The sequence below is a fragment of the Microbacterium murale genome (assembly GCF_030815955.1).
GTDB classification, from domain to species: domain Bacteria; phylum Actinomycetota; class Actinomycetes; order Actinomycetales; family Microbacteriaceae; genus Microbacterium; species Microbacterium murale_A.
This window is the reverse complement of the sequence record NZ_JAUSXK010000001.1, coordinates 216373-235893: the sequence shown is the minus strand read 5'-3', so window position 1 is coordinate 235893 and position 19521 is coordinate 216373. Positions and strand designations below refer to the sequence as shown.

The following is a 19521-nucleotide window of genomic DNA, read 5'->3' as shown; positions in this document are numbered from 1 at the left end:
TGGGTTTGGGACTGGGTCTTCTGGACCTTTTGCTGTTTCTGGCTTTGGCTGGTTTCGGTGATGGGTACCGCCCGTACTTTGAGAACTACACAGTGGACGCGAGCATCTTGCAGCTGATCTTCGGATCGGTTGCACAAGATGATCTTAAAGATCATTAGTCAATTTCAGACACAGTCTTCGGACTGGGTCGAGTTTTTGATTCAAACTCATGTATCAAGTCTTTAAGAGCAAACGGTGGATGCCTTGGCATCTGGAGCCGAAGAAGGACGTAGCAATCTGCGATAAGCCTCGGGGAACTGATAAGCAAGTTTTGATCCGAGGGTGTCCGAATGGGGAAACCCCGCTGGGCGGCGTGCCGACCTAGTGACTCCCGCCTGAATATATAGGGCGGGTAGAGGGAACGTGGGGAAGTGAAACATCTCAGTACCCACAGGAAGAGAAAGCAACCGCGATTCCGTTAGTAGTGGCGAGCGAAACCGGATCAGGCTAAACCGAGTATGTGTGATATCCGGCAGGAGTTGCATATTCGGGGTTGTGGGACTCACCTGTCATCTCTGCCGAGGTGGCGACGTTACAGAAGCGTATAGACGAACGGTCTTGAAAGGCCGGTCATAGAGGGTGCCAACCCCGTAGTCGAAATGCGTGTTCTGGCGTGGAGAGTATCCCAAGTAGCACGGGGCCCGAGAAATCCCGTGTGAATCTGTCAGGACCACCTGATAAGCCTAAATACTTCCAGATGACCGATAGCGGACAAGTACCGTGAGGGAAAGGTGAAAAGTACCCCGGGAGGGGAGTGAAATAGTACCTGAAACCGTTTGCTTACAAACCGTTGGAGCCTCCTTAGTAGGGGTGACAGCGTGCCTTTTGAAGAATGAGCCTGCGAGTTAGCGATATGTGGCGAGGTTAACCCGTGTGGGGTAGCCGTAGCGAAAGCGAGTCTGAATAGGGCGATTCAGTCGCATGTCCTAGACCCGAAGCGAAGTGATCTATCCATGGCCAGGTTGAAGCGTGTGTAAGAGCACGTGGAGGACCGAACCCACTTAGGTTGAAAACTGAGGGGATGAGCTGTGGATAGGGGTGAAAGGCCAATCAAACTTCGTGATAGCTGGTTCTCTCCGAAATGCATTTAGGTGCAGCGTTGCGTGTTTCTTGCCGGAGGTAGAGCTACTGGATGGCCGATGGGCCCTACAAGGTTACTGACGTCAGCCAAACTCCGAATGCCGGTAAGTGAGAGCGCAGCAGTGAGACTGTGGGGGATAAGCTTCATAGTCGAGAGGGAAACAACCCAGACCACCAACTAAGGTCCCTAAGCGCGTGCTAAGTGGGAAAGGATGTGGAGTTGCTGTGACAACCAGGAGGTTGGCTTAGAAGCAGCCACCCTTGAAAGAGTGCGTAATAGCTCACTGGTCAAGTGATTCCGCGCCGACAATGTAACGGGGCTCAAGCACGCCACCGAAGTTGTGGCATTGACATTATTGGTAGGCCTTCGTGGTCCAGCCGTGTTGATGGGTAGGAGAGCGTCGTGTGGCCAGCGAAGCGGCGGTGTGAACCAGCCGTGGAGGCTACACGAGTGAGAATGCAGGCATGAGTAGCGAAAGACGTGTGAGAAACACGTCCTCCGAAAGACCAAGGGTTCCAGGGTCAAGCTAATCTTCCCTGGGTAAGTCGGGACCTAAGGCGAGGCCGACAGGCGTAGTCGATGGACAACGGGTTGATATTCCCGTACCGGCGAAGAACCGCCCAAGCTAATCCAGTGGTGCTAAGTATCTGAATCCTCATGACCGGATCCCTTCGGGGTGATGGGGTGAGGCCTAGCGTACGACCCCATGCTGGTGCGGTTAGCGTATTAACAGGTGTGACGCAGGAAGGTAGTCCAAGCCAGGCGATGGTAGTCCTGGTGCAAGTGTGTAGGCCGAGTCGTAGGCAAATCCGCGACTCACATAGGCTGAGACATGATGCGGATAAAAAGTGGATGATCCTATGCTGCCAAGAAAAGCATCGACGCGAGGTTCTAGCCGCCCGTACCCCAAACCGACTCAGGTGGTCAGGTAGAGAATACCAAGGAGATCGAGAGAATCGTGGTTAAGGAACTCGGCAAAATGCCCCCGTAACTTCGGGAGAAGGGGGGCCATCCACTTATACGGATTTACTCCGAAAAGGGTGTGGTGGCCGCAGAGACTAGTGGGTAGCGACTGTTTACTAAAAACACAGGTCCGTGCCAAGTCGCAAGACGATGTATACGGACTGACGCCTGCCCGGTGCTGGAAGGTTAAGAGGACCGGTTAGCCGTAAGGCGAAGCTGAGAATTTAAGCCCCAGTAAACGGCGGTGGTAACTATAACCATCCTAAGGTAGCGAAATTCCTTGTCGGGTAAGTTCCGACCTGCACGAATGGCGTAACGACTTCCCAACTGTCTCAACCGCGAACTCGGCGAAATTGCATTACGAGTAAAGATGCTCGTTACGCGCAGCAGGACGGAAAGACCCCGTGACCTTTACTACAGCTTTGTATTGGTGTTCGGTGTGGCTTGTGTAGGATAGGTGGGAGACTTTGAAGCCATGACGCCAGTTATGGTGGAGTCATTGTTGAAATACCACTCTGGTCACTCTGGATATCTAACTTCGAACCGTGATCCGGTTCAGGGACAGTGCATGGTGGGTAGTTTAACTGGGGCGGTTGCCTCCCAAAAAGTAACGGAGGCGCCCAAAGGTTCCCTCAACCTGGTTGGTAATCAGGTGGCGAGTGTAAGTGCACAAGGGAGCTTGACTGTGAGACTGACAGGTCGAGCAGGGACGAAAGTCGGGACTAGTGATCCGGCAGTGGCTTGTGGAAGCGCTGTCGCTCAACGGATAAAAGGTACCTCGGGGATAACAGGCTGATCTTGCCCAAGAGTCCATATCGACGGCATGGTTTGGCACCTCGATGTCGGCTCGTCGCATCCTGGGGCTGGAGTAGGTCCCAAGGGTTGGGCTGTTCGCCCATTAAAGCGGTACGCGAGCTGGGTTTAGAACGTCGTGAGACAGTTCGGTCCCTATCCGCTGCGCGCGTAGGAAATTTGAGAGGATCTGACCCTAGTACGAGAGGACCGGGTTGGACGAACCTCTGGTGTGTCAGTTGTTCCGCCAGGAGCACCGCTGATTAGCTACGTTCGGGATGGATAACCGCTGAAAGCATCTAAGCGGGAAGCCGGCCTCAAGATGAGATTTCCATACCTTCGGGTGAGAGGCTCCCAGCCAGACTACTGGGTTGATAGGCCAGATGTGGAAGTGCAGCAATGCATGCAGCTGACTGGTACTAATAAGCCGATGACTTGATAACACACCGTTTGTTGGTGCTACGCGTCCACTGAGTGGTTCTCGATGTACGGTCGAGAACCCTAACAGGCACCACGCGTGCCTTTAGGTTTTTGTTGAAACATCAATAGTGTTTCGGCGGCCATAGCGTGAGGGAAACGCCCGGTTACATTCCGAACCCGGAAGCTAAGCCTCACAGCGCCGATGGTACTGCAGGGGGGACCCTGTGGGAGAGTAGGACACCGCCGAACTTCTTCTAAACAAAATGGCCACCCAACGCTGGGTGGCCATTTTGCGTTTTACAGGAAGTTGAGAGAATCAGAGCATGCCGAACGAGGATGAGCGTCGCCCGCGACGTGACGACGACTCCAATGCCCGACGCGACGATCGTCAGGGCCGTCCTCCGCGCTCTGATCGCTCAACTTCGTCTGGTGGTTCCAGCGCCCCGCGCCGTGATGGTGCCCCGCGCCGTGATGGTTCCGGCGCACCGCGTCGCGAAGGTTCTGGCGCCCCGCGTCGCGAAGGTGGTTATCAGGGCCGTGATGGCGCTCCGCGCCGTGAAGGTTCCGGCGCACCGCGTCGCGAAGGTTCCGGCGCACCGCGTCGTGAAGGTTCCGGCGCACCGCGTCGTGAAGGTTCCGGCGCACCGCGTCGCGGAGGTTCCGGCGCACCGCGTCGCGAAGGTTCCGGCGCACCGCGCCGCGAAGGCGGCTACCAGGGTCGTGACGGTGCTCCGCGTCGCGAAGGTTCTGGCGCCCCGCGTCACGAAGGTGGCTACGCCAAGCGGGACGGCGCCGCACCACGTAAGGATGGTGATCGCCGTGAAGCCGGCTACCAGAAGCGTGAAGGCGGCTACCAGGGTCGGGACGGCGCACCGCGTCGCGACGATCGCAGCTCCGCCGGGCGTGGCTTCCCACAGCGTGCCGGCAGTGGACGTGAGCGTCCTGATCGCCGGACCGACGATCGTCCGCGCTTCGACGATCCGATTGTTCCCGAGGACGTCACTCCCAATGATCTGCACGCCTCGGCACGCAACGAGCTGAAGACGCTGAGCAAGGAGAACGCCGAGCAGGTCGCCCGTCATCTTGCCATGGCTGCTCGGCTGATCGACGAAGACCCCCCTCTCGCTCATGAGCATGCGCTGGCGGCATCCCGCCGGGCAGGCCGCATCGCCATCGTGCGCGAGTCGCTCGGAATCACCGCCTACGCGACTGGCGACTTCGCACTCGCTCTGCGCGAGCTGCGCACCTACCGGCGTATCTCCGGCAAGGACGACCAGATCGCCCTCATGGTCGACAGCGAGCGCGGAATCGGACGCCCGGACCGAGCCCTCGAGACCGGACGCGCTGCGGATCGGTCGAAGCTTCCGACACCGGTGCGCGTCGCCCTCGCCATCGCCATGTCAGGCGCGCGTCTCGACCTCGGCGACACCGAACTCGCTCTCGGCGAGCTGCAGATCCCCGAGCTCGACCCCGATCGTGCTTTCGAGTGGAGTCCCGCTCTGTTCGCTGCGCACGCGGCGGTGCTCGAAGACCTCGGCCGCGACGATGAAGCAGCATTCTGGGCGGAGCGCGCCGATGTCGCAGCCGATGCACTCGGCATGGGCGATGACGATGAAGACGAGATCTTCGTGGAAGACGGTCTCATCGAGGGTGAGTTCCCCGACGAGGAACCGACAAAGACGGTCGAAGAGCCGACGAAGTCTGCCGAGGCGCAGGAAGAGGAGTCCTGAGTGGGGCTCTTCTCCAGGTCACGCCCGACTCCGCTCGATGGCGTCGACGTCGTTCTCGCCGACCTTGATGGCGTCGTCTACGCCGGCCCCGGTGCTCTCCCGCATGCCGTCGAGAGCCTCAACCAGGTCGCCCGGTCGCGGCGCGTCGGGTACATCACGAACAACGCCTCCCGCACCGACGCATCCGTCGCGGCGCATCTCACGTCACTCGGTCTGACCGTAGAGGCGCGTGAGGTCGTCACCAGCCCGCAGGCGGCGATGCGCCTGCTCGCGTCCATGGTGCCCGCGCCCGCCACCTTGCTCATAGTGGGCGGTGAAGGGCTCGTCGTGGAGGCCGAGAAGGCCGGCTATACGGTGACACGCAGCGCCGACGACGCCCCGGATGCCGTCGTGCAGGGCTTTGCTCCTGAGGTCGCCTGGACCGACTTGGCAGAAGCCTCCTTCGCTCTGAAGGTCCCGGAGGAAGAGGGTGGCATCCCTTGGATCGCCACCAACAGCGACTGGACCATCCCACGAGAACGCGGCATCGCTCCGGGAAACGGGACGCTCGTCTCAGCCGTGCATACGGCTGTGGGACGCTTGGCCACTGTGGCCGGCAAACCCGAGGTGCCGATCTTCGAGGAAGCGATCGCACGCTTCGGCGCCACCAAGACGTTGTTCATCGGCGACCGCCTCGACACCGACATCATGGGCGCCGTGCGGGTAGGCATCGACTCTGTACTCGTGCTCACCGGCATCGACCGGCCGAAGCATGTGCTGGCTGCACCTGAGGGATCCCGTCCGACATACATTCTGGGTGACCTGCGCGAGCTGCATGAACCGTATCCGCAGACGGAGCGCAAGGATGACGCGGTCACCGTGAACGGTGCATCCGTCCGTGTCGTCGGGGGAGACGTCGAGATCCTTGCTGAGGGTTCGCGACAGATCGATCTTGTGCGCGCCGGCGCAACCGCGATCTGGGAGTCCGGCACACCCATCTTCGTGCTCCGCGTTCCCGAGAAGCTCTACGAGGACCCGTTCCACCGACCGTGAACCGCGTGTGCCCGCCGCGCCTCGACGGGCGCGTCCGAGCCGCGCCGTAGAGTGGAGTGGTGAGCGATGAGACGATTGCGACGCCGACCGACGGCCTGTGGAGCCGGTTGCGCCTCATAGAGGGCCAGCCGCTGGCCGATCGCGCCGACGCGTATTCGACTCTCCACGACGAACTCTTCCGCCGGCTCGAGAGCGGTACCAGGCTCGACTCCCGCGAGAAGACCCCGTCGGGAGACCGGTGACGCGCCTCGACGCCGCCCTCGCCGCTCGGGGACTCGCGCGCTCGCGCTCGCACGCGGCCACGCTCATCGTCGCAGGACTCGTGAGCGTCGATGGTCGACAGATGATCAAGGCCTCGACCTCCGTGAGCGACGAGTCCGTGATCACCCTCGCTGAGACGGACGATTACGTCAGTCGCGGCGCGCATAAGCTCATCGCCGCACTCGACGCGTTCGGGGTCGTCGCCGAGGGACGTCTCGCGCTCGACATGGGAGCCTCGACTGGCGGTTTCACCCAGGTGCTCCGTGAACGCGGAGCGCGGAAGGTGCTCGCGGTGGATGTCGGGCATGATCAGCTCGCGGCGTCCATCGCGGCTGACCCCGGAGTCGTCAGTGTCGAAGGCTTCAACGTGCGTCACATGACGCAGGAGAGTCTCGCCGAAGCGACCGGTGAGCGGGATGCACCCGAGCTGATCGTCGGCGATCTCTCATTCATCTCGCTCGAACTGATCCTGCCCGCAGTCGCCTCGGTCGCGGCATCCGGCTCCGACATCGTTCTGCTCGTCAAACCTCAGTTCGAGGTCGGACGCACCGCCGTGCGCGGCGGATTGGTGACGGACCCCGCCACTCGAGCGGACGCCGTGGCCCGTGTGGTCTGGAACGGCTGGGATGCCGGATTCGGGATGCTGGGCATCATCGCGTCGCCGATTCTCGGCACGCACGGCAACGCGGAATTCCTCGTGCACATGGCGCCCGGCAGGGGGAGCAATCCGACACAATGGAGAGACCGGATCGACGAACTGGCTGGAGGACGATGAACGAGCGCAACATCCTGGTCGTCGCCCATGCCGGCCGGGCCGATACCGTCGCCGCCGCTCGTCGCGTCATCGAGTTGCTTCGCAGCGCCGGCGCGCGCCCGGTACTCGCTCCCGATGACCGTGCCGAGCTGTCGGCCGTCGACTCCGATTTCGGCGACGTCCACGCTCTGGGCGAAGCCGTGACCGTTGACGATCTGGAACTCGCGATCGTGCTGGGCGGTGACGGCACGATTCTGCGTGCGGCCGAACTCGTCCGCGGCGCCAACAGCGCACCGGTGCTCGGGATCAACATGGGACATGTCGGATTCCTCGCCGAGATCGAACGCGACGCGATGGACGATGCCGTGCAGCGCGTCATCGCGAAGGACTATGCGGTCGAGGAGCGGCTTGCGCTCGCGGTGCGCGTCAAAGACGCTGCGGGCAAGGTCGTCTTCGAGACGTGGGCGTTGAATGAGGCGACCGTCGAGAAGGCGAGCCGCGAGCGCATGATCGAAGTCGTCGTCGAGATCGACGGACGGCCGTTGTCGAGCTACGGCTGCGACGGCATGGTCATCTCCACGCCGACGGGATCGACCGCGTACAACTTCTCCGCCGGCGGACCGGTGATCTGGCCGAGTGTCGAGGCCATCACGGTGATCCCGCTCTCGGCGCACGCGCTGTTCGCCCGCCCGCTCGTCGTCAGCCCGGACGCATCGGTGGCGATCGAGATGCTCGAGCGTACCGCCGGTACCGGAATACTCTGGTGCGACGGTCGCCGCTCGCATGATCTTCCTCCCGGCGCGCGCGTGGTCGCACGCCGCTCATCTCGTCCGGTGCGCCTGGCTCGGCTGCACCCGACCGCGTTCACCGATCGGCTGGTGCGCAAGTTCCAGTTGCCGGTCGCCGGATGGCGCGGACAGGACGGGGGAGCGCCGGCGTGATCGAGGAGATGCGGTTGCAGGGGCTCGGTGTCATCGCTGACGCCGTGCTGCCGCTCGGTCCCGGATTCACCGCGATCACCGGCGAGACGGGTGCGGGCAAGACGATGGTGGTCACCGGACTCGGCCTCCTGCTCGGACAACGCGCAGACTCCGGCGCCGTGCGGGCAGGGGCGGCGCAGGCCTCGGTCGCCGGGGTATGGGTGGTGCCCCGGTCGGGTGCTGTGGCAGACATCGTGACCGACGCCGGCGGCGATCTCGAACCGCTCGACGACGGTCAGGGCGAGCTGTACGTCTCACGCACCCTTAGTGCGGAAGGGCGCAGCCGCGCGAGCGTCGGCGGGCGCGCGGCGCCGGCCGGGGTCCTCTCCGCCCTCGCCGATGAACTCGTCGTCGTGCATGGGCAGTCCGAGCAGCTGCGCCTGCGCTCGACCGCAGCCCAGCGGGACGCGCTCGATCGTTTCGGGGGCGCGCCCATCGCCGACGCCCTCGACACATACACGTCCGCGTTCGCGCGCTGGCGCGAGTTGGATGCCGAGATCGCCGAGATTTCCGAGAACCGCGATCGCCGTGCCGAAGAAGCGCAGCGGCTGCGGGAAGCACTGGCGCTGATCGAGGCGACAGCACCAGAAGCAGGCGAAGACGTCGTGCTCGCGGAGAGAGCGGAGCGTCTCGCCAATGCCGAAGAGCTCAGGCTCGCGGCATCCCTCGCCCACAACGCCCTCTCGAGCGAAGAGGGCGAAGCCGACGCTTCCGCGCTCGTCGCCGAAGCACGAAGCAATCTGGAGCGTGCGGCCGATCCGGCGCTCACTGAGATCTCAGAGGGTCTCGCCGACGTCGGGTACCGCATCGCGGACCTTGCCGGCCAGCTCTCCGTCTACCTCGCCGATCTCGACGAGACCGGGCCGCACGAGCTCGCCACGGTCGAAGAGCGGCGCGCGGCGCTCACCACCCTGATCCGTGCTCACGGCTCGCTGGATGAGGCCCTGGAGCTGTGGCAGACCGGTTCAGCGCGCCTCGCCGAACTCGATGACGACGGCGATCGCCTGGAGCGATTGCACTCTGAACGCGATGCGGCCAGAGCGACGCTCGATGACGCAGCGACAGCACTCACCGCTGCGCGCACCGAGGCTGCAGCGCGCCTGGGCGCCGCGGTGACGGAAGAACTGCACGCGCTCGCCATGCCGGACGCCCGACTCGAGGTCGCAGTCCGTGAGGGGAGCGAGAGCACGCATGGACGCGATGACGTCGCGATCCTGCTGGCACCCCACCCCGGCGCGGAACCGCGCTCTGTTGCGAAGAGCGCCTCCGGTGGTGAGCTGTCGCGAGTGATGCTCGCCATCGAGGTCGTGATCGCCGGCACCGACCCGGTTCCGACCTTCGTCTTCGATGAGGTGGATGCCGGTATCGGTGGCGCCGCGGCGATCGAAGTGGGTCGGCGACTCGCCCGACTTGCAGAGACTTCGCAAGTCATCGCGGTGACGCACCTGGCCCAGGTCGCCGCTTTCGCCTCCAATCACCTTTCCGTCGTGAAAGCCAATGACGGCGCGGTCACCGCGTCCAGCGTGCGGCGTCTGGAGGGCGAGGACAGGGAGGCGGAGATGGCGCGTCTGCTGTCAGGACTCACCGATTCCGATGCCGCCATCACCCATGCCCGAGAACTTCTCAGCCTTGCTGTCTGAGCGAACTGTTAGGATTGAAGCCCGTGATGAACTCTTCTGACGCGGGGCCCAAGAACGACACGACCAAGCACATCTTTGTGACCGGTGGTGTCGTTTCGTCTTTGGGTAAGGGCCTCACGGCCGCCAGCCTGGGAAACCTGCTCACCGCACGCGGAGTCCGCGTCGTGATGCAGAAACTCGATCCCTACCTGAACGTCGACCCCGGCACCATGAACCCGTTCCAGCACGGTGAGGTTTTCGTCACCGATGATGGCGCGGAGACCGACCTCGACATCGGGCACTACGAGCGCTTCCTCGACATCAACCTGTCACAGGCGGCCAACGTCACCACCGGCCAGATCTATTCGCAGGTGATCGCGCGTGAGCGCCGCGGCGAGTACCTCGGCGACACCGTGCAGGTCATCCCGCACATCACCGACGAGATCAAGCGCCGGATGCGCCTGCAGGCGGATGAGACTCCGAAGCCGGATGTCATCATCACCGAGGTCGGCGGCACGGTCGGTGACATCGAGTCGCAGCCGTTCCTCGAGTCGGCGCGCCAGCTTCGCCACGAGCTTGGCCGAGACAGCGTGTTCTTCGTGCACGTTTCGCTCGTGCCTTTCATGGGTGCCTCCGGCGAGCAGAAGACCAAGCCCACGCAGCACTCCGTCGCAGCGCTCCGCCAGGTCGGCATCCAGCCAGACGCACTGGTGCTGCGCAGCGACCGTCCCGTCAGCGAGAGCAATCGCAACAAGATCGCGCTGATGTGCGACGTCGACGTCGAGGGCGTCATCAACACCGTCGATCTGCCCAGCATCTACGACATCCCCTCGACGCTGAACGATCAGGGTCTCGACTCCTACATCGTGCGTCGTCTCGGCCTGGACTCCAAGGCCGCGCCCGAGGTCGACTGGTCACGGTGGCAGAAGGTGCTCCAGGCCGTGCACAACCCGAAGCACGAGGTCACGATCGGCCTGGTCGGCAAGTACATCGACCTTCCTGACGCCTACCTCTCGGTCACCGAGGCGCTGCGCGCCGGTGGTTTCGCTCACGAGGCGCACGTCAGTATCCGCTGGATCCCGTCCGACTCGTGTGAGACGCCGGAGGGGGCAGCGAAGATGCTGTCGGATGTCGACGGCATCTGCGTACCTGGCGGGTTCGGCATCCGCGGCATCGAGGGCAAGCTCGGCGCGTTGAAGTTCGCTCGCGAGCAGGGCATCCCGACGCTCGGCCTGTGCCTCGGCCTGCAGTGCATGGTCATCGAGTACGGACGGAACGTCGCAGGCATCGCCGGCGCGTCCTCGAGCGAGTTCGACCCCGAGACCTCTGAGCCGGTCATCGCGACGATGGCTGAGCAGGTCGAGATCCTCGACGGCGGTGACCTGGGCGGCACCATGCGCCTGGGGCTCTACGAAGCCGAACTCGGTGAAGGCACGCTCGCCCGTGAGCTGTACGGCACGGCACAGGCATCCGAGCGGCACCGCCACCGCTACGAGGTCAACAACGCTTACCGTGACCGCCTCTCGGCCGCTGGGCTCGTGTTCTCGGGCCTCAACCCCGACCTCGACCTCGTCGAATACGTGGAGCTGCCCCGCGAGGTGCACCCGTACTACATCGCCACGCAGGCGCACCCCGAACTGCGCTCGCGCCCGACCGCACCCCACCCGCTGTTCCGTGGTCTGATCGGCGCGGCGATCGAACGTCACCGCTCGAGCGAGCTGTTCGATGTCTCGGCCGATGACTGAGACATCGATCACCGCGTCCGAGTTGCGTGACGAGCCGTTCGAGCCCGAGGTCGTGAGCAGCGATGTCGTCTACAAGGGCTGGGTGTGGGACGTGCGCTCCGACCACGTCGCATACGGCGACGGCGAGATCATCCGGGAGTACGTCGATCACACCGGCGCGGTCGCGGTGCTCGCTCTCGATGATGACGGCCGGGTTCTTCTGATTCAGCAGTACCGGCATCCGATCCGCCACCGTGACTGGGAACTACCGGCCGGGCTGCTCGACGTCGAAGGAGAAGACCCTCTCGCCGCAGCGCAGCGCGAGTTGGCGGAGGAGGCCGACCTCACCGCCCGCGACTGGCAGCTGCTCGTGTCGACCTGGACGACTCCGGGTGGCAACAGCGAGTTGATCCGCATCTACCTCGCCACAGGCATCGAAGAGGCTTCCTCCGCTTACGCTCGCGAGGATGAGGAAGCCGATATCCGAGTGGAATGGATTCCGCTCTCGGATGCTGTCGACGCCGTGCTCGAGGGACGACTGCACAACGGCATCCTCTCTCTCGGCGTGCTCGCGGCCGAGCGGAGACTGCGGGACTGATCGTGCGCCTGGATCGCGCAGTCGATGCGTACCTCAGGCACGTCACGATCGAGCGCGGTCTCTCAGAGCACACGGTCGGGGCGTATCGCCGAGATCTGGACGTGTACCTGGAGTGGTTGACCGAGGCGGGAATCGACGACACCACCGCAGTGACCGGCGCGATCATCAGCCGGTTCATCGCCGACCGCTCGGCGATCCTTCCGCCGCCGGCGGCGACGAGTCTCGCACGACTGCAGTCCTCCGTGCGCGGCCTGCACCGCTTCCTGGTGCGTGAGGGGATCGAGCTGGAGGATCCGACCGGCAGGCTGCGTCCGCCCAAGATGCCGCAGCGTCTGCCCAAGGCGCTCACGATCGATCAGGTCGAGCGGCTACTTGCGGCGCCTTCGGCAGAGGAGCCCATCGGCATCCGTGATCGCGCGCTGCTCGAGCTTCTCTACGCCACGGGTGCGCGCGTGTCCGAGGCGGTGGGGCTCGATGTCGACGATCTCGCTCATGGCGACGTGCTCCGCCTGCGCGGCAAGGGGTCCAAGGAGCGCATCGTGCCGATCGGCTCCTTCGCACGGAATGCTGTGGATGCCTACCTCACACGAGTGAGGCCCGCCCTCGCAGCGAAAGGCAAGGCATCTGCGCGACTGTTCCTCGGCGCTCGCGGAGCGCCGCTTTCGCGGCAGAGCGCCTGGCTCGTGATCCGCGCGGCGGCCGATGCTTCGCACATCACCTCCGAGGTGTCGCCGCACACCCTTCGCCACTCGTTCGCCACGCATCTGCTGCAGGGCGGTGCCGATGTGCGTGTCGTGCAGGAGCTGCTCGGGCATGCATCCGTCGCGACCACGCAGATCTACACGCACGTCTCGGTCGACACCCTCCGCGACATCTACGCCACCTCGCACCCTCGAGCGCGCTGAACTGCGCCCGATTCCGCGGGATCGCCGGGTCGGCACGCCGCGCATCCACGCGTGAATCGCTAGAATCGAGCAAGCATGAGGGAAGCAGGAGAATCGGTGGCTCAGAAAGTGGCGAAGTCCAAGGGCAAGACGTCGAACATCGGCGACACCCCGATGGGACCCACTGGGCGTCCATATCACGGCTTCCCCACGCCCGCTCCGCTCGACTCGCACGGGCCCGCGCGCATCATCGCGCTGTGCAACCAGAAGGGCGGCGTCGGTAAAACGACCACGTCGATCAACCTCGCTGCGGCCCTCGCCGAGTACGGCCGCAAGGTTCTCGCGGTCGACTTCGACCCCCAGGGTGCGCTCTCGGCCGGTCTCGGCATCCAGACTCATGATGTCCCCACGATCTACGACCTGCTGCTCGACACGAAGCGCGACGCACGGAAGGTCATCGTGCCCAGCGGTGTGGAGGGACTGGATGTCCTCCCCGCGAACATCGATCTCTCTGCGGCCGAGGTCCATCTGGTCAACGAGGTCGCACGTGAGACGATCCTTGCGCGCGTGCTGCGACAGGTCGCGGGGGAGTACGACGTCATCCTGATCGATTGCCAGCCGTCGCTCGGACTGCTCACCGTGAACGCACTCACTGCGAGTCACGGAGTCCTCATTCCGCTGGAGTGCGAGTTCTTCGCCCTTCGTGGCGTCGCGCTGCTCATCGAGACGATCGAAAAGGTGCGTGATCGGCTGAACCCCGGGATCACCCTCGACGGGCTCCTCGCCACCATGTATGACTCGCGTACGCTGCACTCACGCGAAGTGCTGGAGCGCGTCGTCGAGACGTTCGGCGACGACGTGCTGGAAACCGTGATCGGTCGCACAGTGAAGTTCCCCGACGCATCGGTGTCAGGGGTGCCCATCACCGAGTTCGCGCCGGAGCATGCCGCCGCACAGGCGTACCTGCGACTGGCGCGGGAGCTGGTCGCCCGTGGCGCCGTCGCGTGACGCGGAGTCCACTGAGCCCGTAGAAGCGGTCGCTGAGCCGGTCGAAGGGTTCCGCGTCTCGCTGACGAACTTCGACGGACCGTTCGATCTCCTCCTGAACCTCATCTCGAAGCACGAGATGGACATCACTGAGGTGTCGCTGAGCGCGGTCACGAACGAGTTCATCGCGTATCTGAAAGAGATCGACGGCGACGAGCAGGAGCTTGATCAGGCTTCCGAGTTCCTGGTCGTCGCCGCGACGCTGCTCGACATGAAGGTCGCGGGACTGCTGCCACAAGGAGAGCTCGTCGACGCCGAGGCTGTTGCACTCTTCGAAGCGCGTGACCTGCTGTTCGCACGGCTCCTTCAGTATCGCGCGTTCAAAGAGGTCTCCATCTGGTTCGCCCGTTGCCTGCAACGCGAGGACCGCCGCCACGTTCGTGCGGTGCGTCTCGACGAGAAGCACCGTGCCCGGACGCCGGAGCTTGTGTGGACCCTCAGCGTCTCGGACTTCGCGGCCATCGCGCTGCTCGCGTTCGCGCCCAAGGAGATCCCCAACGTCGGGCTCGATCACCTGCATGCGCCTCTGGTCAGCATCAGGGAACAGGCGGCGATCGTGGTGACGCTGCTGCGCAGCGCCGAATCGCTGACCTTCCGTGAGCTGATCGCGGGGAGCACAGAACCGGGCGTCGTCGTCGCACGCTTCATCTCGGTGCTCGAGCTGTATCGGCACGCGGCGCTGTCCTTCGAACAACTGGAACCTCTCGGCGAGCTGACGCTGCGCTGGGCAGCCGACACCTGGTCGGACGAGACACTTGCGAGCCTGGGGGCCGACTATGACCGATGAGATGCCCGTCGACGCGGCGTCGCCGACCGCTACCGATACGCCGCTGACGGAGAAGCTCGAGGCGATCCTGCTCATCATCGACGAGCCGCTCGGCCTCGTCGCGCTCGCCGCGGCCGTCAGCGCCCCGGTGCCGGCTGTCCGCCAGGCGATCGAGACGCTCGTCGACGACTACGACGGCAACGGTCACGGTCCGCGGCGCGGGTTCGAGCTGCGCGAGGTCGGGGGCGGCTGGCGACTGTACGTTCGAGATGACCACGACGCGCTGGTCGCGGAGTTCGTCGGCGGGCAGGCTCCGGCGCGGCTTTCGCAGGCGGCTCTCGAGACCCTGGCGGTGATCGCGTACAAGCAACCGGTCACGCGCAGCCAGGTCGCGTCGATCCGTGCGGTGAACGTTGACTCCGTGGTGCGCACTCTGCTCGCGCGCGGGCTCATCACCGAACTGTTCGCCGACTCCGAGACCGGCGCCATCAACTACGGCACCACCGACGCGCTGCTGCAGAACCTCGGCATCAACTCGCTCGATGAGCTGCCACCGATCTCCCCGCTGCTCGACGATGGTGCAGACGGATTCGACGAAGGAAGCATCAGATGACCGACAACCCGACCGACTCGACGCCGGCGCCGGAAGGCGTGCGGCTGCAGAAGGTGCTCGCCGCGGCGGGCGTCGCATCCCGACGCGTGGTCGAGCAGTACATCGTGGAGGGGCGCATCCGCGTCAACGGTGAGGTCGTGGAAGAGCTCGGCCGCCGGATCGATCCCGAGACCGACCTGGTCGACGTCGACGGCACCGCGATCCAGCTCGACGTCTCCAAGCGCTACGTCATGCTGAACAAGCCCACAGGCGTGGTCAGCACCATGAAGGACGAGAACGGTCGCCCTGACCTTCGCCGATTCACCGAGGACTGGGAAGAGCGGCTGTACAACGTCGGTCGCCTGGATGCGGAGACCAGCGGCCTGCTCATCCTCACCAACGACGGCGAACTCGCTCACGTGCTCGCGCACCCGTCCTTCGGTGTCACCAAGGTCTACATCGCGAAGGTCGAGGGCGCCGTCACTGCGCAGACGATCGCGAAGCTGACCAAGGGGTTCGATCTGGATGACGGCCCGATCAAGGCCGACAAGGCCCGCCTGCTCGACGTGTCGAAAGTCGGCGCGGAGTCGAGTCTCGTCGAGCTCACCCTGCACTCCGGACGCAACCGGATCGTGCGCCGGATGATGGCAGCCGTCGGACATCCGGTCGTCGAACTCGTGCGTCGGCAGTTCGGTCCGCTCCACCTGGGAACGCTCCCGGCGGGGAAGACGCGAGAACTGAGTAAAATCGAACGTGGTGCGCTGTTGACTCTCGCGCGCCATGATTCCCCTGCGGACGCCACGCCGGGAGACGCCCAGGAGACCGAGTGAGCGACACGGCCAGAACCAATGGCAGCGGCATCGCGCCGCGGCTCTCGGGGACGGTCCGCATCGTCGGGGCAGGTCTGCTCGGCGCGAGCATCGGGCATGCCCTGCGCGCCAAGGGCGTCGATGTGGTTCTCGCTGACACTTCGCCCGCGCAGCTGCGCCTCGCGATCGATTACGGTGCCGGCCGCGCCGCCCGCGAGGACGACGCTCCGGCCCTCATCGTCGTTTCCGTTCCACCGGACGTCACCGCACAGGTCATCGAGGCCGAGCTCGGACGCTTTCCGGATGCCGTCGTCACCGACGTCGCCAGCGTGAAGCTCGAGCCGTTCCGCGCCCTGAAGCAGCGCGGTGTCGACATCACCCGCTACATCGGCTCGCACCCGCTCGCCGGCCGCGAGCGCGGGGGAGCGATCTCGGCGCGTGCCGATCTGTTCATCGGTCGCCCGTGGGTCGTATGCCGTGACGAGGACACTCGCCCGGCTGACCTCGCGCTGGTGGAGGCACTCGCCCTCGATGTCGGTGCGATGCCGTTGGAGATGACGCCGGAGGAGCACGACAGCTCGGTGGCTCTCACCTCGCACGTGCCGCAGGTCGTCGCCAGCCTGCTGGCCGGACGATTCGCGACCGCGGATGAGGGCGCCATGCGCCTCGCAGGGCAAGGCGTGCGCGACACTACCCGTATCGCGGCATCCGCTCCTGAACTCTGGGTGCAGATCCTCGGTGCCAACGCGCAGCCGGTCGTCGAGATCCTGGATGCGCTCGCCGATGACCTGCGCGAGGTGTCCGATGCGCTGCGCGCACCGGCCGCCCCTGGCGCGCGACGTGTGCTGGCCGAGACCATCCGCCAGGGCAATGACGGCGTGGAGCGTCTCCCGGGCAAGCACGGGCAGAACCGCAAGTACGAGCAGCTCGTCGTCATGGTCGATGACACCGCAGGCCAGCTCGGCCGCCTGTTCGGTGAGCTCGGCGAGCTCGGCGTGAACGTGGAAGACCTGCGCCTGGAGCATTCGCCGGGTGCACAGTTCGGCCTCGCGGAGATCAGCGTGGCTCCGGCCGCGCTGCACGGCGCGATCGAAGGGCTGCAGGAGCGCGGATGGCGGATTGCGGGAGCGACCAATGAGTGAATTCATCGCGATCGACGGCCCGGCGGGTTCCGGCAAGTCCAGTGTGTCGAAGGCTGTGGCGCGCTCGCGCGGATACGGCTACCTCGACACCGGCGCCGCGTACCGCGCGCTGGCCTGGCACGTGCTCGATCGTGGTGCCGCGACAGATGATTCCGATGCGGTGCTCGCAGCGGCATCCGAATTCGATCTCCGTCTCGGCCTCGACCCTGACGACCGCACCGTCGCCGTCGGCGAGCGCGACATCACCGCCGCGATTCGCGACCCGCGCGTCTCTGACGCTGTCAGCGGCGTCGCTCGCGTGCCTGCGGTGCGCGAGCAGGTCAACATCTTCTTCCGCTCGCTGGTGGCGGGGGCCCCTTACCCGGCCGTCGTCGTGGAAGGGCGCGACATCACCACGGTGGTCGCCCCTGACGCACCAGTGCGCATACTCCTCACCGCCGCCCCTGAGGTACGGGCAGCCAGACGGGCCGGCGAACTCGTCGGCGAGAACGCCGCTGTCGTCGCCGAAGCGCTGCACAAGCGCGACGCCTCGGACAGCGCAGTCGTCGACTTCCTCAACGCCGCAGACGGCGTGGAGGTCGTCGATTCGACGCACCTCGATTTCCCACAGACCATCGACGCCGTACTCGCGGTGATCGAACGAAAGCAAGGAGCGGAACATGGCCGCTGAAGAAGAATACGAGGGCGGTCCCGACCGCCTCGCCGAGAAGATGGATGAGCTCGACGAGCAGCTCGCCGAACAGCGCGCTGAGGCTCTGCGCGCTGGTCTCGCCGACTACGATCTGGATGAGGATGATGCGGCGCTCCTCGCCGGCATCACCCAGGGCGAGGGTGGGATCGAGTTCCTGCCGGCGCTTCCCGTCGTCGCGATCGTCGGACGACCGAACGTGGGCAAATCCGCGCTCGTGAACCGCATCCTTGGCCGCCGCGAAGCCGTCGTCGAGGACACCCCCGGTGTCACCCGCGACCGCGTGACGTACAAGGCCGAGTGGAACGACCGGCGCTTCTCGCTGGTCGACACCGGTGGCTGGGAGCCGGATGCCAAGGGCATCGACCGCTCCGTCGCAGCCCAGGCAGAGGTCGCGATCGACCTCTCCGACCTCGTGCTGTTCGTCGTCGACGCGATGGTGGGGGCCACCTCCACCGACGAGCACGTCGTGAAGCTGCTGCGCAAGAGCGGCAAGACGGTGTTCCTCGTCGCCAACAAGATCGATGACGCGCGGCAGGAGCCCGAGGTCGCTGCCCTCTGGAGCCTCGGCCTCGGTGAGCCCTACCCGACCTCGGCGGTGCACGGTCGCGGCGTGGCAGACCTGCTGGATGCCGTGCTTGAGAAGCTGCCGTCCATCTCCTCCGTCGCGAAGTACGAGATCGGCGGCCCTCGCCGGGTCGCGATCCTCGGACGCCCGAACGTCGGCAAGTCGTCGCTGCTGAACAAGGCCGCCGGCGAAGAGCGCGTAGTCGTCAACGAACTGGCCGGCACCACCCGTGACCCGGTCGATGAGGTCGTCGAACTCGGTGGCAAGCTCTGGCGCCTGGTCGACACCGCCGGCATCCGTCGCCGCGTGCACCTGTCGCAGGGTGCGGACTTCTACGCCTCGCTGCGCACGTCTGCGGCTCTCGAGCGTGCCGAGGTCGCCGTCGTCGTGCTCGACGTCTCGGAGACGATCAGCGAGCAGGACGTGCGCATCATCGACCTCGTGCTCGAGTCGGGTCGTGCGCTGGTGCTGGCGTTCAACAAGTGGGATCGCCTGAACGACATCGATCTGGAGAACGCGGATCGTCGTCGCTACCTCGAGCGGGAGATCGAGCAGGATCTCGCTCACGTCGCCTGGGCGCCGAGGGTGAACATCTCCGCGAAGACCGGCCGCCACTTCGACAAGCTGGTGCCTGCGCTCGAGACGGCGCTGGAGAACTGGGATCGCCGCATCCCGACAGGCAAGTTCAACGCCTTCATCTCCGAACTCGTCGCCGAGCACCCGCACCCCCTTCGTGGTGGCAAGCAGCCGCGCATCCTGTTCGGTACGCAGGCCTCGACGCGTCCGCCGACGTTCGTGCTGTTCACGACGGGCTTCCTGGACCCGGGTTACCGCCGCTTCATCCAGCGCCGCCTGCGCGAGCTGTACGAATTCGATGGCACTCCGATCGTGATCAACATGCGCGTGCGGGAGAAGCGCCAGCGCTAGTGACCTGACGGTTGCCGTTCGGCGGCCGGAGTGGTGCAATAGAAGGTGGATGCTGCGACAAGGCGGCATCCACCTTCTGTGCCCAAAAGGCCCGCCGAAAGAGGA

Annotated in this window: 17 protein-coding genes and 2 rRNA genes; all 19 read left to right on the top strand. The window is 64.8% G+C overall.

Annotated elements, in window-relative coordinates; all coding sequences use genetic code 11:
* Positions 1 to 211 precede the first annotated feature (211 nt).
* The 19 genes from QFZ46_RS01195 to der all read left to right on the top strand — a co-directional run bounded on the left by QFZ46_RS01195 (position 212) and on the right by der (position 19416).
* Positions 212 to 3318 (top strand): 23S ribosomal RNA (locus QFZ46_RS01195).
* A 109-nt stretch (positions 3319 to 3427) separates the two neighbouring features.
* A 5S ribosomal RNA gene (gene rrf, locus QFZ46_RS01190) occupies positions 3428 to 3544 on the top strand.
* An 87-nt stretch (positions 3545 to 3631) separates the two neighbouring features.
* A complete protein-coding gene (locus QFZ46_RS01185; RefSeq protein ID WP_307357513.1) occupies positions 3632 to 4336 on the top strand; it encodes a hypothetical protein in 705 nt (234 codons plus the stop codon).
* 47 nt (positions 4337 to 4383) lie between these two features.
* The gene (locus tag QFZ46_RS01180; protein WP_307357511.1) at positions 4384 to 5025 is read left to right on the top strand and encodes a hypothetical protein; all 642 of its coding nucleotides are present in this window, start codon (positions 4384 to 4386) and stop codon (positions 5023 to 5025) included.
* Positions 5026 to 6057, top strand: coding sequence for an HAD-IIA family hydrolase (locus QFZ46_RS01175; RefSeq protein WP_307357510.1), 1032 nt, complete (start codon positions 5026 to 5028; stop codon positions 6055 to 6057).
* Between the two features lie 59 nt (positions 6058 to 6116).
* The gene (locus tag QFZ46_RS01170) at positions 6117 to 6299 is read left to right on the top strand and encodes a hypothetical protein (RefSeq protein ID WP_307357508.1); all 183 of its coding nucleotides are present in this window, start codon (positions 6117 to 6119) and stop codon (positions 6297 to 6299) included.
* Entirely contained in the window at positions 6296 to 7093 is a 798-nt protein-coding gene (locus QFZ46_RS01165; RefSeq protein ID WP_307357506.1) for a TlyA family RNA methyltransferase, read from the top strand. The genes QFZ46_RS01170 and QFZ46_RS01165 overlap by 4 nt, the downstream gene beginning before the upstream one ends.
* On the top strand, positions 7090 to 8013 hold the full coding sequence (locus tag QFZ46_RS01160; protein ID WP_307357504.1) for an NAD kinase: 924 nt from the start codon (positions 7090 to 7092) through the stop codon (positions 8011 to 8013). The genes QFZ46_RS01165 and QFZ46_RS01160 overlap by 4 nt, the downstream gene beginning before the upstream one ends.
* Positions 8010 to 9692, top strand: a complete 1683-nt coding sequence (gene recN / locus QFZ46_RS01155) for a DNA repair protein RecN (protein ID WP_307357502.1) — start codon at positions 8010 to 8012, stop codon at positions 9690 to 9692. The genes QFZ46_RS01160 and recN overlap by 4 nt, the downstream gene beginning before the upstream one ends.
* Positions 9693 to 9718: 26 nt before the next feature.
* Positions 9719 to 11416 (top strand): CTP synthase, encoded by a 1698-nt coding sequence (locus QFZ46_RS01150; RefSeq protein WP_307364452.1) that lies wholly within the window; start codon positions 9719 to 9721, stop codon positions 11414 to 11416.
* Entirely contained in the window at positions 11409 to 11993 is a 585-nt protein-coding gene (locus QFZ46_RS01145) for an NUDIX domain-containing protein (RefSeq protein ID WP_307357500.1), read from the top strand. Before QFZ46_RS01150 ends, QFZ46_RS01145 begins: the two co-directional genes overlap by 8 nt.
* Positions 11994 to 11995: 2 nt before the next feature.
* Positions 11996 to 12898 carry a site-specific tyrosine recombinase XerD gene (gene xerD, locus QFZ46_RS01140; protein WP_307357499.1) on the top strand — a complete coding sequence of 301 codons (903 nt, stop codon included), beginning with the start codon at positions 11996 to 11998 and terminating at the stop codon, positions 12896 to 12898.
* A 153-nt stretch (positions 12899 to 13051) separates the two neighbouring features.
* Positions 13052 to 13885 (top strand): ParA family protein, encoded by an 834-nt coding sequence (locus QFZ46_RS01135; RefSeq protein ID WP_307364450.1) that lies wholly within the window; start codon positions 13052 to 13054, stop codon positions 13883 to 13885.
* Positions 13869 to 14711, top strand: coding sequence for a segregation and condensation protein A (locus QFZ46_RS01130; protein WP_373457629.1), 843 nt, complete (start codon positions 13869 to 13871; stop codon positions 14709 to 14711). The genes QFZ46_RS01135 and QFZ46_RS01130 overlap by 17 nt, the downstream gene beginning before the upstream one ends.
* Positions 14701 to 15303, top strand: a complete 603-nt coding sequence (gene scpB, locus QFZ46_RS01125; protein ID WP_373457628.1) for an SMC-Scp complex subunit ScpB — start codon at positions 14701 to 14703, stop codon at positions 15301 to 15303. The genes QFZ46_RS01130 and scpB overlap by 11 nt, the downstream gene beginning before the upstream one ends.
* A complete protein-coding gene (locus QFZ46_RS01120; protein ID WP_307357497.1) occupies positions 15300 to 16112 on the top strand; it encodes a pseudouridine synthase in 813 nt (270 codons plus the stop codon). Before scpB ends, QFZ46_RS01120 begins: the two co-directional genes overlap by 4 nt.
* The gene (locus tag QFZ46_RS01115; RefSeq protein ID WP_307357495.1) at positions 16109 to 17233 is read left to right on the top strand and encodes a prephenate dehydrogenase; all 1125 of its coding nucleotides are present in this window, start codon (positions 16109 to 16111) and stop codon (positions 17231 to 17233) included. Before QFZ46_RS01120 ends, QFZ46_RS01115 begins: the two co-directional genes overlap by 4 nt.
* Positions 17226 to 17903, top strand: coding sequence for a (d)CMP kinase (gene cmk / locus QFZ46_RS01110; protein ID WP_307357493.1), 678 nt, complete (start codon positions 17226 to 17228; stop codon positions 17901 to 17903). The genes QFZ46_RS01115 and cmk overlap by 8 nt, the downstream gene beginning before the upstream one ends.
* Positions 17893 to 19416 (top strand): ribosome biogenesis GTPase Der, encoded by a 1524-nt coding sequence (gene der, locus QFZ46_RS01105; RefSeq protein WP_307357491.1) that lies wholly within the window; start codon positions 17893 to 17895, stop codon positions 19414 to 19416. The genes cmk and der overlap by 11 nt, the downstream gene beginning before the upstream one ends.
* Positions 19417 to 19521 lie beyond the last annotated feature (105 nt).